At 59.1% G+C, this 15,489-nt stretch carries 13 protein-coding genes; 11 read left to right on the plus strand and 2 right to left on the minus strand.

Annotated features, from left to right (window positions below):
* The first annotated feature begins 3 nt into the window (after positions 1-3).
* From murD to HU722_RS05985, 11 genes are all read left to right on the plus strand, one after another.
* Positions 4-1,350, plus strand: a complete 1,347-nt coding sequence (murD, locus tag HU722_RS05935) for a UDP-N-acetylmuramoyl-L-alanine--D-glutamate ligase (protein WP_065879596.1) — start codon at positions 4-6, stop codon at positions 1,348-1,350.
* Positions 1,347-2,570, plus strand: coding sequence for a putative lipid II flippase FtsW (ftsW, locus tag HU722_RS05940; protein ID WP_065875050.1), 1,224 nt, complete (start codon positions 1,347-1,349; stop codon positions 2,568-2,570). Before murD ends, ftsW begins: the two co-directional genes overlap by 4 nt.
* Entirely contained in the window at positions 2,560-3,630 is a 1,071-nt protein-coding gene (gene murG / locus HU722_RS05945) for an undecaprenyldiphospho-muramoylpentapeptide beta-N-acetylglucosaminyltransferase (protein WP_065875049.1), read from the plus strand. Before ftsW ends, murG begins: the two co-directional genes overlap by 11 nt.
* The gene (gene murC, locus HU722_RS05950) at positions 3,623-5,068 is read left to right on the plus strand and encodes a UDP-N-acetylmuramate--L-alanine ligase (RefSeq protein ID WP_065875048.1); all 1,446 of its coding nucleotides are present in this window, start codon (positions 3,623-3,625) and stop codon (positions 5,066-5,068) included. Before murG ends, murC begins: the two co-directional genes overlap by 8 nt.
* A complete protein-coding gene (locus HU722_RS05955; RefSeq protein ID WP_065875047.1) occupies positions 5,065-6,021 on the plus strand; it encodes a D-alanine--D-alanine ligase in 957 nt (318 codons plus the stop codon). Before murC ends, HU722_RS05955 begins: the two co-directional genes overlap by 4 nt.
* Positions 6,022-6,024: 3 nt before the next feature.
* Entirely contained in the window at positions 6,025-6,894 is an 870-nt protein-coding gene (locus tag HU722_RS05960) for a cell division protein FtsQ/DivIB (RefSeq protein WP_065875046.1), read from the plus strand.
* 15 nt (positions 6,895-6,909) lie between these two features.
* Positions 6,910-8,172: a cell division protein FtsA gene (gene ftsA, locus HU722_RS05965; RefSeq protein ID WP_065875045.1), complete on the plus strand. Its 1,263-nt coding sequence runs from the start codon at positions 6,910-6,912 to the stop codon at positions 8,170-8,172.
* A 74-nt stretch (positions 8,173-8,246) separates the two neighbouring features.
* Complete coding sequence (ftsZ, locus tag HU722_RS05970) at positions 8,247-9,452, plus strand: cell division protein FtsZ (protein ID WP_065875044.1); 1,206 nt, start codon at positions 8,247-8,249, stop codon at positions 9,450-9,452.
* Positions 9,453-9,564: 112 nt separating this feature from the next.
* The gene (gene lpxC, locus HU722_RS05975; protein ID WP_003171886.1) at positions 9,565-10,476 is read left to right on the plus strand and encodes a UDP-3-O-acyl-N-acetylglucosamine deacetylase; all 912 of its coding nucleotides are present in this window, start codon (positions 9,565-9,567) and stop codon (positions 10,474-10,476) included.
* Between the two features lie 352 nt (positions 10,477-10,828).
* The gene (locus HU722_RS05980; RefSeq protein ID WP_065875043.1) at positions 10,829-11,302 is read left to right on the plus strand and encodes a CesT family type III secretion system chaperone; all 474 of its coding nucleotides are present in this window, start codon (positions 10,829-10,831) and stop codon (positions 11,300-11,302) included.
* Positions 11,303-11,339: 37 nt separating this feature from the next.
* Entirely contained in the window at positions 11,340-12,299 is a 960-nt protein-coding gene (locus HU722_RS05985; protein ID WP_065875042.1) for a hypothetical protein, read from the plus strand.
* Positions 12,300-12,381: 82 nt separating this feature from the next.
* Here HU722_RS05985 and HU722_RS05990 read toward each other — a convergent pair whose 3' ends face one another.
* Together HU722_RS05990 and HU722_RS05995 are read right to left on the minus strand one after the other, a co-directional pair.
* The gene (locus tag HU722_RS05990; RefSeq protein ID WP_065879594.1) at positions 12,382-13,875 is read right to left on the minus strand and encodes a sensor domain-containing diguanylate cyclase; all 1,494 of its coding nucleotides are present in this window, start codon (positions 13,873-13,875) and stop codon (positions 12,382-12,384) included.
* An 84-nt stretch (positions 13,876-13,959) separates the two neighbouring features.
* Complete coding sequence (locus tag HU722_RS05995) at positions 13,960-15,282, minus strand: OprD family porin (protein WP_065875040.1); 1,323 nt, start codon at positions 15,280-15,282, stop codon at positions 13,960-13,962.
* Between the last annotated feature and the right edge of the window lie 207 nt (positions 15,283-15,489).

The following is a 15,489-nucleotide window of genomic DNA, read 5'->3' on the forward strand; positions in this document are numbered from 1 at the left end:
CGAGTGTCCCTGATCGCTTCAGACCACTTCCGCATCGTTGTCGGCCTCGGCAAGAGCGGCATGTCCCTGGTTCGCTTCCTGGCGAACCGGGGCACGTCGTTTGCCGTGGCCGACACGCGGGAAAATCCACCGGAGCTGGTCACGCTGCGCCGTGACTACCCGCACGTGGAAGTGCGTTGTGGCGAGCTGGATGTCGAGTTTCTGTGCCGCGCCGATGAGCTCTACGTGAGCCCCGGCCTGGCGTTGGCGACACCGGCCCTGCAAGCGGCAGCGGCGCGTGGCGTGAAGCTGTCCGGCGACATTGACCTGTTTGCACGCAACGCGAAGGCACCGATCATCGCCATCAGCGGCTCGAACGCGAAAAGCACCGTGACCACTCTGGTTGGCGAGATGGCGGCTGCGGCCGGCAAGCGCGTGGCCGTGGGCGGCAACCTCGGTACGCCGGCGCTGGACCTGCTCAGCGACGACATCGAGTTGTACGTGATGGAGCTGTCGAGCTTCCAGCTGGAAACGACTCACGACCTTGGCGCCGAAGTCGCCACCGTCTTGAACGTCAGCGAAGATCACATGGACCGCTACAGCGGCCTGCCGGCCTATCACCTGGCCAAGCACCGAATCTTCCGCGGCGCCAAGCAAGTGGTGGTCAACCGCCAGGACGCGCTGAGCCGTCCGCTGATGGGCGAGGGCCTGCCGTGCTGGACCTTCGGCCTGAGCAAACCCGATTTCAAAGCCTTCGGCATCCGCGAAGAGCACGACGAGAAGTACCTGGCCTTCGAATTCCAGAACCTGATGCCGGTGCGTGAGCTGAAAATCCGTGGCGCACATAACCAGTCCAACGCCCTGGCGGCCTTGGCGCTCGGCCATGCCGTGGGCGTGCCGTTCGACGCTATGTTGTCGGCCCTGCGCACCTTCGGCGGTCTTGAGCATCGCTGCCAGTGGGTCCGCGACCTGGATGGCGTCAGCTATTACAACGATTCCAAGGCCACCAACGTCGGTGCGGCGCTGGCTGCCATCGAGGGCCTTGGCGCCGATATCGAAGGCAAGCTGGTGCTGATCGCCGGTGGCGACGGCAAGGGCGCCGACTTCAAGGACCTTAAAGGCCCAGTGGCCGCGCATTGCCGTGCCGTGGTGCTGATCGGGCGCGATTCTGACTTGATCGCCGCCGCCCTGAGCGATGCCGTGCCGCAAGTACGCGCCACGTCGCTGGACGACGCCATCGCCCACTGCAAAGCCCTGGCCCAACCGGGCGATGCGGTGCTGCTGTCGCCGGCATGCGCCAGTTTCGACATGTTCAAGAACTACGAAGAGCGCGGCCAGCTGTTCGCCCGCGCCGTGGAGGCCTTGGCATGAGTATCGACTTCAGAAACATCATCAAGCCGTACCCGTCGCCGATTATTACCGGGCGCGGTATCGACCTGGATTTCCCAATGCTCGCCGGTTGCCTGGCGCTGCTGGGCCTGGGCCTGGTGATGATCACGTCGGCGTCCTCCGAAGTGGCCGCCGTGCAGTCTGGCAACACCCTGTACATGATGATCCGTCACTTGGTGTACCTCGTGATCGGCCTCGGTGCCTGCGTCGTGACCATGATGATCCCGATCGCAACCTGGCAACGCCTGGGTTGGCTGATGCTGATCGGTGCGTTTGGCTTGCTGATCATGGTGATCCTGCCCGGCATCGGCCGCGAGGTGAACGGTTCGATGCGCTGGATCGGCTTCGGTGCGTTCAACGTGCAGCCGTCGGAAATCGCCAAGGTATTCGTGGTGATCTACCTCGCCGGCTACCTGGTACGTCGCCAGAAAGAAGTGCGCGAAAGCTGGATGGGCTTCTTCAAGCCATTCATCGTGCTGCTGCCCATGGCCGGCCTGTTGCTGATGGAGCCCGACTTCGGTGCCACCGTCGTCATGATGGGCGCGGCGGCGGCGATGCTATTCCTCGGTGGCGTTGGGCTCGTACGTTTCGCCTTGATGGTCGTGCTGGCGGTGGTTGCGGTCTACCTTCTGGTCCTGGCGCAACCCTATCGGATGGCCCGCCTGATTACCTTTACCGACCCATGGTCCGATCAGTTTGGCGCGGGTTACCAGTTGACCCAGGCGCTGATCGCCTTTGGCCGAGGCGGGTGGTTTGGCGTGGGGTTGGGGAACAGCGTGCAGAAACAGTTTTACCTGCCGGAAGCCCACACCGACTTCGTGTTCTCGGTACTGGCGGAAGAGCTGGGTGTAGTGGGTTCGCTGTGCACTGTTGCGCTGTTTGTATTTGTCTGTGTGCGCGCCATGTACATAGGCCTGTGGGCCGAGAAAGCCAAGCAGTACTTTGCCGCCTACGTTGCCTATGGGTTGGCATTCCTATGGATCGGCCAATTCCTGATTAACGTCGGGGTGAATATCGGACGGCTGCCGACCAAGGGCCTGACCCTGCCGTTCCTCAGCTACGGCGGCAGCTCATTGGTGATTTGCTGCATCTGCCTGGGCTTGTTGTTGCGTATCGAGTGGGAGAGTCGAACCCACTTGGGCAGCGAAGAGATGGAGTTCAGCGAAAGCGACTTCGCTGAGGAGCCGACCCATGGGCGCTAACGTGCTGATCATGGCGGGCGGCACCGGGGGCCATGTGTTCCCGGCCCTGGCCTGCGCGCGCGAATTCCAGAACCGTGGCTATACCGTGCACTGGTTGGGAACACCGCGTGGCATCGAAAACGAATTGGTGCCGAATGCCGGCTTGCCGCTGCACCTGATCAACGTCACCGGCCTGCGTGGCAAGGGCAAATTGTCCTTGCTCAAGGCGCCGTTCGTGTTGCTCAAGGCGGTATGGCAAGCGCGCAAGGTCATTCGCGAATTGAAACCGGTGTGCGTGCTCGGCTTTGGCGGTTACGTGACCGGCCCAGGTGGCGTCGCGGCCAAGCTTGCCGGCGTGCCGGTGATCGTGCACGAACAGAACGCCGTCGCCGGTACTGCCAACCGGCTGCTGGTGCCCTTGGCTGCACGGGTGTGTGAAGCGTTCCCGAATACGTTTGCAGCGTCGGACAAGCGCCGCACTACCGGTAACCCGGTGCGCACCGAACTGTTTATGGACATCGCCCGCGAAGCATTGGCCGGGCGCAAGGCGCATCTACTGATCCTGGGCGGCAGCCTGGGCGCCGAGCCGCTGAACAAATTGCTGCCGGAAGCCGTGGCGCAACTCCCTGTGGACGTGCGCCCGGAGATCTTCCATCAGGCCGGCAAGCATCACGATGAAGTCACCGCGACGCGCTACCGCGAAGCCGGTGTAGAGGCGAACGTACAGCCCTTCATCAAAGACATGGCCCAAGCCTATGGCTGGGCCGACCTGGTGGTTTGTCGCGCTGGTGCGCTGACCGTCAGTGAACTGGCCGCCGCCGGTCTGCCGTCCTTGCTGGTGCCTCTGCCCCACGCGATTGACGATCACCAGACCCGCAACGCCGAATATTTGGCCGGGGAGGGCGCTGCCTTCCTGCTGCCGCAAAGAACGACTGGCGCCGCCGATTTGGCCGCACGCCTGACCGAGGTTTTGATGCAACCGGAACGACTCAATAGCATGGCGAGCACCGCAAGCCGCCTGGCCAAACCTGACGCAACCCGCACCGTGGTCGATATCTGCCTGGAGGTGGCCCATGGTTGAGAATCAGAAAGCCATGCCCCAGCCGGAAATGCGCCGCATCCGTCGCATCCACTTCGTCGGTATCGGCGGTGTGGGCATGTGCGGCATTGCCGAAGTATTGCTGAACCTGGGCTACCAGGTGTCCGGCTCTGACTTGAAAGAGTCGCCGGTCACCGATCGCCTTAAGACGTTTGGCGCGCAGATCTTCATCGGCCACCGTTCCGAGAACGCCGCCGAAGCTGACGTATTGGTAGTGTCCAGCGCCGTGAACACCTCCAACCCGGAAGTGGCCACGGCCCTTGAGCGCCGTATTCCGGTGGTGCCACGCGCCGAGATGCTCGCCGAGCTGATGCGCTATCGCCACGGCATCGCCGTTGCCGGTACTCATGGCAAAACCACCACCACCAGCCTGATCGCCTCGGTGTTCGCTGCCGGTGGCCTGGACCCGACGTTCGTGATCGGCGGCCGGCTGAATGCAGCCGGCACCAATGCCCAGCTCGGCACCAGCCGTTACCTGATCGCCGAAGCCGATGAAAGTGATGCGAGCTTCCTGCACCTGCAGCCGCTGGTCGCCGTCGTCACCAACATTGACGAAGACCACATGGCGACGTACGACGGTGACTTCAACAAGTTGAAGAAAACCTTCGTCGAGTTCCTGCACAACCTGCCGTTCTACGGTCTGGCCGTGGTGTGCCTGGACGACCCGGTAGTGCGCGAAATCCTTCCATCGGTGAAACGCCCAACCGTGACCTACGGTTTCAGCGAAGACGCCGACGTGCGCGCGATCAATGTGCGCCAGGAAGGCATGCAAACCTACTTCACCGTGCTGCGCCCGGATCGTGAGCCGCTGGATGTCTCGGTGAACATGCCGGGCAACCACAACGTCTTGAACTCCCTGGCGACTATCTGCATTGCAAGCGACGAGGGCGTCAGCGATGAAGCCATCGTCGAAGGTCTGTCGCGCTTTGCCGGCGTGGGCCGTCGCTTCCAGGTCTACGGCCAACTGCCAGTAGAAGGCGGCGACGTGATGCTGGTGGACGACTATGGTCACCACCCGACCGAAGTGGCCGCCGTGATCAAGGCCGTGCGTGGTGGCTGGCCGGAGCGTCGCCTGGTGATGGTCTACCAGCCGCACCGCTACAGCCGTACCCGGGATTTGTACGACGATTTCGTCAATGTACTGGCCGACGCCAACGTGCTGTTGTTGATGGAAGTCTACCCGGCCGGTGAAGAACCGATCCCGGGCGCCGACAGCCGCAAGCTGTGTAACAGCATCCGTCAGCGTGGCCAGTTGGACCCGATCTACATTGAGCGCGGTGTGGACCTGGCGCCAATCGTCAAGCCGCTGCTGCGTGCTGGCGACATTCTGCTGTGCCAGGGTGCCGGTGACATTGGCGGGCTCGCCCCTAAATTGCTCGCGAGCCCGCTGTTTGCGGCCGCTAAGGGGAAGTCGAAATGACCACTGGCTACGGCTCCCTGTTCTCCACTATCACGCCTGCCGACTTCGGTCGCGTAGCGGTGTTGTTCGGCGGCAAAAGCGCTGAACGCGAAGTGTCGCTCAAGTCCGGCAACGCCGTGCTTGAAGCCTTGCAAGGCGCTGGTGTGAACGCGTTTGGTATCGACGTAGGCGACGACTTCCTCGCCCGCCTGCAGGCCGAGAAAATCGACCGCGCCTTCATCATCCTGCACGGCCGTGGCGGTGAAGACGGCAGTATGCAAGGCCTGCTGGAGTGCGCTGGCATTCCTTATACCGGCAGCGGCATCCTCGCGTCGGCATTGGCCATGGACAAGCTGCGCACCAAGCAGGTGTGGCACAGCCTGGGCATTCCGACCCCGCGTCACAGCGTGCTGTGCAGCGAAGACGATTGTATTTCTGCAGCCAAGGAACTGGGCCTGCCTTTGATCGTCAAACCAGCCCATGAAGGCTCCAGTATCGGCATGGCCAAAGTGAACTCGGCCGCCGAATTGATCGACGCATGGAAAGCGGCAAGCACCTACGATTCGCAAGTATTGGTTGAACAGTGGATCCAGGGTCCCGAGTACACCATCGCCACCCTGCGTGGCCAGGTATTGCCGCCCATCGCATTGGGCACGCCCCACACCTTTTACGACTACGACGCCAAGTACGTGGCTTCCGATACCCAGTACCGGATCCCGTGCGGCCTTGATGCAACCAAAGAACAGGAATTGATGGACCTCACGGCGAAAGCCTGTGAGGCGCTGGGTATCGCCGGTTGGGCGCGGGCAGACGTGATGCAGGATGACCAAGGGAATTTCTGGTTCCTTGAAGTCAATACCGCTCCGGGCATGACCGATCACAGCCTGGTACCCATGGCCGCTCGCGCAGCCGGTCTGGATTTTCAGCAGTTGGTGCTGGCGATCCTCGCGGCAAGCATTGAGCCCAGAGGCTAAGACATGAAAGGCGCATCGCTTCGTCATCAGCCCCCACAAGCACCGAGCCGCAAGCCGGTGCCTCGGGGTGCCAGCCGAATGGTGGCTAAAGAGCCGATGTCTTCGCGCCTGCCGAAAGCCAATTTTGGTTTCCTCAAGGCGCTGTTCTGGCCGGTGCTGCTAGTGGTGTTGGGTTTTGGCACTTACGAGGGCGCACAGCGTCTACTGCCGTACGCCGACCGGCCGATCACCAAGATCAGTGTGCAGGGCGACTTGAGCTACATCAGCCAGCAGGCGGTGCAGCAGCGTATCAGCCCGTTCCTGGCGTCGAGTTTCTTCACCATCGACCTGGCCGGTATGCGCGCGGAGCTGGAACAGATGCCGTGGATCGCCCACGCCGAAGTCCGCCGTGTATGGCCGGACCAGGTCACGATCCGACTGGAAGAACAACTGCCCGTGGCCCGTTGGGGCGATGAAGCGCTGTTGAACAACCAGGGCCAGGCGTTCACCCCGCGTGAGCTGGCCAACTACGAGCACCTGCCGCAGTTGTTCGGGCCGCAGCGGGCGCAGCAGCAAGTGATGCAGCAGTACCAGGCCTTGAGCCAGATGCTGCGGCCACTGGGCTTCTCCATTGCACGCCTGGAACTGCGTGAACGGGGCAGCTGGTTTTTGACGACCGGGGCTGGCAGTTCCGGCCCGGGCATCCAGTTGTTGCTGGGACGCGACCGCTTGGTGGAAAAGATGCGCCGTTTCATTGCCATCTATGACAAGACCTTGAAAGAACAGATTACGAACATTGCGAGCGTCGACCTGCGTTACGCCAACGGCCTTGCCGTCGGCTGGCGTGAACCGGCTGCGCCCACGGCAGCGCAACCCGCTGTCGCGAAGAATTAAGAAGAGGCAGGACCCATGGCAAACGTGCAAAGCGGCAAAATGATCGTCGGTCTCGATATCGGCACCTCCAAAGTGGTGGCGCTGGTGGGCGAGGTCGGGGAAGACGGCACGATCGAAATCGTCGGTATTGGCACGCATCCGTCCCGTGGCCTGAAGAAGGGCGTGGTGGTGAACATCGAGTCCACCGTGCAATCGATCCAGCGCGCTATCGAAGAAGCGCAGCTGATGGCCGGTTGCCGGATCCACTCGGCGTTTGTCGGCGTGGCGGGCAACCATATCCGCAGCCTGAACTCCCACGGCATCGTGGCTATCCGCGACCGCGAAGTCAGCTCGGCTGACCTTGAGCGTGTACTCGACGCTGCCCAGGCCGTGGCGATCCCGGCTGACCAGCGCGTACTGCACACGCTGCCGCAAGACTACGTGATCGATAACCAGGAAGGCGTTCGCGAGCCTCTGGGCATGTCGGGCGTGCGCCTGGAAGCCAAGGTCCACGTGGTGACCTGCGCGGTCAACGCTGCACAGAACATTGAGAAATGCGTGCGCCGCTGCGGCCTGGAAATCGACGACATCATTCTCGAGCAACTGGCCTCGGCCTACTCGGTACTGACCGACGACGAAAAAGAACTCGGCGTATGCCTGGTCGACATTGGTGGCGGCACCACCGACATCGCGATCTTCACCGAGGGTGCGATCCGTCACACCGCCGTGATCCCGATTGCTGGCGACCAAGTGACCAACGACATCGCCATGGCGTTGCGTACACCGACCCAGTACGCCGAAGAAATCAAGATCCGCTACGCCTGCGCCCTGGCCAAGCTGGCCGGTGCCGGCGAGACGATCAAAGTGCCAAGCGTGGGCGATCGTCCACCGCGCGAATTGTCGCGTCAGGCCCTGGCCGAAGTGGTCGAGCCGCGCTACGACGAACTGTTCACCCTGATCCAGGCTGAACTGCGCCGCAGCGGCTACGAAGATTTGATCCCGGCCGGCATCGTGCTGACCGGTGGTACCTCGAAGATGGAAGGCGCGGTCGAGCTGGCCGAGGAAATCTTCCACATGCCCGTCCGCCTGGGCGTGCCCCATGGCGTCAAAGGCCTGGGCGACGTGGTACGCAACCCAATTTATTCCACCGGTGTGGGCTTGCTGTTGTACGGGCTGCAAAAGCAGACCGACGGCATTTCCTTGTCGGGCCCGAGCAACCGTGACAGCTACCGCAGTGACGACGACGCGAAAGCGCCGTTGTTCGAGCGTTTGCAGGCATGGGTCAAAGGCAACTTTTAAAGATTTACCGCGACACCGCAGCACAGCAATAAGCAGTAGGCGAAAAAACTAGAGAAAATGAAAGGAGAGGGAACATGTTCGAACTCGTAGACAACATCCCCGCTAGCCCGGTCATCAAAGTGATCGGTGTCGGCGGTGGCGGCGGTAACGCTGTCAACCATATGGTCAAGAGCAACATTGAAGGCGTTGAATTCATCTGCGCCAACACTGATGCCCAGGCGCTGAAAAGCATCGGCGCGCGGACCATCCTGCAATTGGGCACAGCCGTGACCAAGGGCCTTGGCGCTGGCGCCAATCCGGAAGTCGGCCGTCAAGCCGCGCTGGAAGACCGCGAGCGTATTGCTGAAGTGCTGCAAGGCACCAACATGGTGTTCATCACCACCGGCATGGGCGGCGGTACCGGTACCGGTGCTGCGCCGATCATTGCCGAAGTGGCCAAGGAAATGGGCATTCTGACGGTGGCTGTCGTCACTCGTCCGTTCCCGTTCGAAGGTCGCAAGCGCATGCAGATCGCGGACGAAGGCATCCGTCTGCTGTCTGAAAGCGTCGACTCGTTGATCACCATTCCCAACGAGAAGCTGCTGACTATCCTGGGCAAGGACGCAAGCCTGCTGTCCGCGTTCGCCAAGGCTGACGATGTACTGGCCGGTGCCGTTCGCGGTATCTCCGACATCATCAAGCGCCCAGGCATGATCAACGTCGACTTTGCCGACGTACGTACTGTCATGAGCGAAATGGGCATGGCGATGATGGGCACTGGCTGCGCCAGCGGTCCGAACCGTGCACGTGAAGCCACTGAAGCGGCCATCCGCAACCCGTTGCTGGAAGACGTGAACCTGCAAGGCGCACGCGGCATCCTGGTGAACATCACCGCCGGTCCTGATCTGTCCCTGGGTGAGTACTCCGACGTGGGTAGCATCATCGAAGCCTTCGCTTCCGAGCACGCGATGGTCAAAGTCGGTACCGTTATCGATCCAGACATGCGTGATGAACTGCACGTGACTGTGGTTGCGACCGGCCTTGGCGCTAAAATCGAGAAGCCTGTCAAGGTCATCGACAATACCGTTCATACCAGCCACAACAGCCACGCCAGCCAAGCGGCTGCTGCTCCAGCGCCTTCGCGCCAGGAACTGCCGTCGGTGAACTACCGTGATCTGGACCGTCCGACCGTGATGCGCAACCAGGCTCAGGCCGGTGCTGCGGCGTCCCGTAGCCCGAATCCGCAAGATGATCTGGACTACCTGGACATCCCGGCTTTCCTGCGTCGTCAGGCCGATTGATGGAATGTATCAGGGCTATGAAGGTGATTGGTGTTCAGCAAAGGTCTGGTCTGCTATTATCGCCAGCCTTTGTTGATACCAGTTCGCAATTTGCGCTCAAGCGGTCCAAGCCATGATTAAACAACGCACCCTGAAGAATATTATCCGTGCCACAGGTGTAGGTCTGCACTCCGGGGAGAAGGTATACCTGACCCTCAAACCTGCACCTGTCGACACCGGCATCGTGTTTGTTCGTGCCGACCTGGACCCTGTGGTGCAGATTCCTGCTCGCGCGGAAAACGTTGGCGAAACCACGATGTCGACCACATTGGTCAACGGTGACGTCAAAGTGGACACGGTGGAGCACTTGCTCTCGGCCATGGCTGGCCTGGGCATCGATAACGCCTACGTCGAGCTCTCCGCGTCCGAAGTCCCGATCATGGATGGCAGCGCTGGACCCTTCGTATTCTTGATTCAATCTGCCGGCCTGGAAGAACAGGACGCAGCCAAGAAGTTCATTCGCATTCTGCGGGAAGTGACAGTAGAGGACGGCGACAAGCGCGCCACCTTCGTCCCGTTCGAAGGCTTTAAAGTGAGCTTTGAGATCGATTTCGATCACCCGGTATTCCGTGACCGCACCCAAAGTGCAAGCGTGGATTTTTCCAGCACTTCGTTCGTAAAAGAAGTCAGCCGCGCCCGTACCTTTGGTTTCATGAGTGACATCGAGTACCTGCGCAAGCACAACCTCGCACTCGGCGGCAGCGTTGAAAACGCCATTGTGGTCGACGCGGATGGTGTACTGAACGAAGACGGCCTTCGCTACGAAGACGAATTTGTTAAGCACAAGATCCTCGATGCAATCGGTGACCTCTACCTGCTGGGCAATAGCCTGATAGGCGAGTTCAAAGGCTTCAAGTCGGGCCATGCCCTTAACAACCAGCTGCTGCGCAAGTTGATTGAGCAGACAGATGCTTGGGAAGTCGTGACCTTCGAAGATGCCAGCACCGCACCGATCTCTTACATGCGTCCCGTCGCGGCGGTGTAAGTAACAACTCTCTTTTCTTTAGTTTTGAAAGGCTGCCTTCGGGTGGCCTTTTTTTTGCTTTTAATTTCAATTAATCAGTGTTTTTTTGCACGATGGAATGGTGTGTTGAAGTTTTATTCGTGGTCAAACGGGGTTTTCAGTTCCTGCAGCCAAGTAGTGAATTTTCTCGTAATGGTTAGGCTGTTTTCTTTACCCAAGGCGACTGAGTAATGTAGCGCTGTGTTTCGATCTACCGCATGGATGCTCTGAGTTGTGGTTTCACGAATTTCGGAGTGCTTGTTATGTTGGAAATTGTTGAGTGGGGTAAAGGGTTCGATGTGTACTTCATTGGCCATGCCGGGAGTGTTCGAACATGAGCAGGGAGGATGATATTTTACAGGCGTTTGCAATGAAACTCGGATTGCCCGGGTTGAAGTTTGATGCGTCTCGTGTTTGTCAGTTGAACGTGGAGGGTCTCAAGTTAGCACTTTATGATAATAGAACCAGAAAAAGTGTGACGATCCTCTGTGACCTTGCGGACAGCTCAATGAGTCGTGGGGAGGTCGAGGACTGGCAAAAGTTCCTGTTTGAATCGCAATTTCAATTCTTGCATAAGGACACGCCTGTCGTCGGGTTCAACTCGGCGTCGGGAGCAATGGTCGCGATGAATCATATCGCTGATGACGAGCTGTCTCTTTCACGGCTCTGCGCGGAATTGAACGAGCTGATTGAATGGGTGCTGGAATGGTTCCACCAGTTTTCAATGAGATCACGGGCAGCGTTTATCGGTCTGACATCTCCCACTTATCAACCTGCCAACAGCCTGCGTAGAGGTCACCATGCCTAGTATAAGTCCAACCCATATTCCCAGTACCGGAACACTTTTGCGCGAAGCACAGGCTCCAGGCATTTTGGAAAGCAACGGTGTAAAGCGCCTTGTAACAGTCGGTGATGCCAAAGGCCACTTTGGTGGGGGGCTGCCTGGCTCGCTGGGCAATGGCTCTGCGCTTTACAAAGATGTTGCGGCTCGACAGATTGTGAAGGCGTTTCGGGGGTTCATCAGTGGAAAGTCGCATGAGCGGATGATTCATAACGGATCAATATGGAAGGGGGCACCGGCCGGTACAGAGAGAAATCACGTTGATGAACTGTCGAGAAACAACCTTCACGGGCTTCGTAAAGAACTGGGGAGGCTGTCCGAGCAGGAAAGTAGCTTTTTAGACAATTTTTTTACTGTCCCCCTGTATGCAACCCATAGTACGGCCGCACCCGTAAAGCGAGAGGATGGCAGCGTTGCACTGTTCTCGCGTCAAAAATTGATCGATAGACATATTATTTTTAATACTCAAAATTCGCCTCAAGAAGATATAAAACTTTTAGGAAATGATGACTTTGTATTCTTTGCTTTGGAGGTAGGCAAGGAGCCGAAGAAACCAAGTAGTCGTTTTGGTGGCACGACATATCGCTTCGATTTTGACACGCCTGCCTTCAAGGATGCCGCGTGGTTAAGTTTGGTTGAAATGCGTTTTGCGCAGACACCTAATTTGGATAGGCATGTAGACGGCCTGGACAGCACTGAATATGGCAAGCTCTCAAAACAGAAACTTCAACCCTTTGAAACTGTTTTTTCCGGGGGTGACATGAAGGCGGGTATTGGGCTATCGATTATCCGGGATTTGCGTAAACTTTCACCGACGTCAAATTACAATTTGCTTGAAAGTAGGGGGGAAGTGGAAATCAATAAGCTTGTTAATGGCCTCTATCGTCCTGAGATAAAAGTCGCTAAACATTTCTTTTCGGACAACTATATGGAGGCAGCCGTTAGAAAGGATGACAAGGCATAAGGCCAGCGGTTAGTAGCAGCGGGGCGTGGCGTTGATGATGCGATATATCTTGGCATCAACTGATGCCTGGCAGGCGCAGGCATTACAAAGTGCTGGCATCCACAACCCGATTCCGCCCCGTATGCTTGGCCTCATACAACGCCCGATCCGCGCTCAGCAGCAGCGCTTCCAGCGACATGTGACTGCGCTTGTCCCATGTGCTCACGCCGATACTCACGGTAATCGGCCGCTCATCCCCTGCCACCCGTGGCAAATGCTCGATGCTGCTGCGGATGTGCTCGGCAATCACCTTGGCACCCTTGGCATCGGTATGCGGCAGCACCACCGCAAACTCTTCTCCACCATAGCGCGCGGCCAGGTCGGCGGGGCGACGGATGTTGCTACCGATCACTTGGGCCACGTTGCGCAACGCTTCGTCCCCACCGTGATGGCCGTGGCGGTCGTTGAAGGCTTTGAAGTGGTCTACGTCAATCATCAGCACCGTCAGGGGCTCGGCCGAGCGCTGGGCGCGCTCCCATTCCAGGCGCAGGCGTTCGTCGAGGATGCGGCGGTTGGCCAGGCCGGTCAGGGCATCGGTGGCTGCCAGTTCTGACAGTACGCGTTCAGCGCGAAAACGGCGCCGCAGTTCCCGGCGCAGCATCCAAGTCAGCCATAGCAGGCCAACACACAGGATACCGGTGGCCCCACTGGTGAGCAGCGCGGCGCGATTCCATGGCGCGAGCACGTCTTCGCTGGACAGCGCCACCACCACGATCAGCGGCAATGTCCCGACATTGGTAAAGGTATACAGGCGCTCCTTGCCGGTGATGGCCGAGATGGCCTGAAAACTTCCTCTGCCCTCATTGAGTATGCGTTTGAAGTTGGGACGGTCGCTCAGGTCCTTGTCAATCATGTCGCGCTCCAGCAGTGGCTGCTGGGCTAACAGAATGCCGCGGTTGTTGAGCAGGTTGACCGAGCTGCCGTTGCCGATCGTCAGGCGGCTGAACAGCTGGTCGAAGTAAGCCAGGCGCATGGTCGCTACCGCTACGCCGGCAAACTCGCCATTGGGGCCTGATACGCGACGGCTGAATGCAATGCGCCACACTTGGTCGCAGTTACAGTGGATGCGGAATGGACGACTGATGAACAACCCCGTTTGCACAGCGTTTTTATGTGCCAGGAAATAGTCACGGTTGGCGAAATTACGCGGTGTCGGCGTGAGTGTCGATGAGTCTGCGATCACTGAACCATTGGCGTTCAGCAGCAGGACCTCGCCTTTGAAAGGCGCGGCGATGGATTGATCAAACTGCACCAGGTGCTGGATGTCCGCCGATGCCTGGGACAAGTCTTGACGCTGCCTGGCAGTGATCAACCCCTGCAAGGCAAAGTCATAGAGTTCTACATTACGCAACACGTCGGCGTTGATCAGTTGTGTGATGTTGCTCGTCGAGCGTTGAGCGGCCTGCAAGGTGCTGGCGTGTTCACGAATCAACAGCGCCGCGACAATGACCACAATCAAGGTCACGGTGAAACCGCTGCCCAGAATCAGTAACAGCTCCGGGCGCGCAGGCGGGGTACGAGTACGGCGTTGGCTCATCGCGCAGACTTCAGCAGGGAAGATACTGGCAGTTTAGTTCTACCCGATGAAAATTAAATCATCGCCGCGAAAGAAATCAGGGTGTCAGAACACGTTGATCGGATAGTCGACGATCACCCGGTATTCATCCACATCCCGATCCACCGCCGAGTAACCGTTGCTGCCCCGGTTGACGGCCCATTGCAGGCGCAATGCCAAGTCCTTGGCCTTGCCGCCCTGTACCACGTATTTCACATCGATATCCCGTTCCCAGTGCTTGGCGTCCTTACCGTCAGCGCTGTACCAGGCGCTGTAGCCACGGCTTTGCGGATCGACCTTGGTCAGGTCGGTCTTGCCGCTGATATAGGACACGGCCGTGCTCAGGCCGGGCAGGCCCAGGCCGCCGAAGTCATAGGCGTACTTGAGCTTCCACGAGCGTTCATTGGGGCCGTTGAAATCAGAGTATTGCTGGGAGTTGTCCAGGTACACACTGTCGCCCTGGGCAATGTAGTCGAACGGCGTGTTGCCATTGACTCGCTGGTAGGCGGCGGTGACGCTGTGATGACCCGCGTTCACGGTGAAATGCAGGCTGTAGGTATTGTTATCGATATCTCCCAGCAGCGACTGCCCGGTGTCCTGGGTGTGATAGTAGTGCAGACCGGGGTTGAGACTGATCATCTCGTTCACCACATAGGTGTAGTCCAGGTCGTAGTAGTACTGGTTCCACACGTCCTTGAGTTCGGAGGCGTAGAGGTTGCTGGTCAGCCCATCGATGCCGCTGAACGACATGCCTGCCCAGTTCATGTGCTGGCTGTCCGCGTTATTTGGCAGAGCGCCGTAGCTGGTGCCGATGCGCCGGTGGCCGCTCTGGTTGTAAAGTTTGGTGAAGCTGGCCTGGCCCCCTTCGAACATCCAGCCGTCCAGGCTGTGGTTGGCCAGGCTCACGCCACGGAAGGTCTGAGGCAGCATGCGGGTCATGCCGCCGGCGATCACCGGGTTATTCAGAAACAGGTCGCCGGCTTTCAGCTCGGTATCGAACGCACGCATTTTCAAGGTGCCACCGGCTGTGGAAAACGATCCGGGCGCCTTGCCGTTGCCACTGCCGTACGGAAGGATGCTGGAGCCATCAGTGCCGCCACCGCCGTCGAGCTTGAGGCCAAGCATGGCGTGAGCGTCCAGGCCGAAGCCGACAGTGCCCTGGGTGTAGCCGGATTCAAAAGTGCCAATGAAACCCTGGCCCCATTCTTTGCTGTCATCAGTGTGGATGTCGCGACGGTCGCGGTTCATGTAGTAATTGCGGGCGTTTAGCTTGAGGCTGGAACCTTCGACAAAGCCATCGGCAGGGGGAGCGTCTGCCGCATGGGCAAGGGGGGCAATCGTTGTTGCAATCGCGAGGAATAACGGGGTGAACGTCAGCGAGTTCTTCACCGGTGGTGCTCCTTTGGTCAATCTGGAACGGCCAATGTCGTGGGGGTGTGCCTGGCCTTTTTTACGGCAAAAAAAAGCCGCTGAAGTCAGCGGCTTTAAGACAGATTCCCAGTGTAGAGCCCTGGAAATAAGTCGAGGGAAATTCGGGTAAGCGGAAGCTGCCTTTGCCGTCGCGCTCATCGATGCGTCAAATTAACGCAGGCGAGC

The sequence above is a fragment of the Pseudomonas tritici genome, assembly GCF_014268275.3.
GTDB classification, from domain to species: Bacteria; Pseudomonadota; Gammaproteobacteria; order Pseudomonadales; family Pseudomonadaceae; genus Aquipseudomonas; species Aquipseudomonas tritici.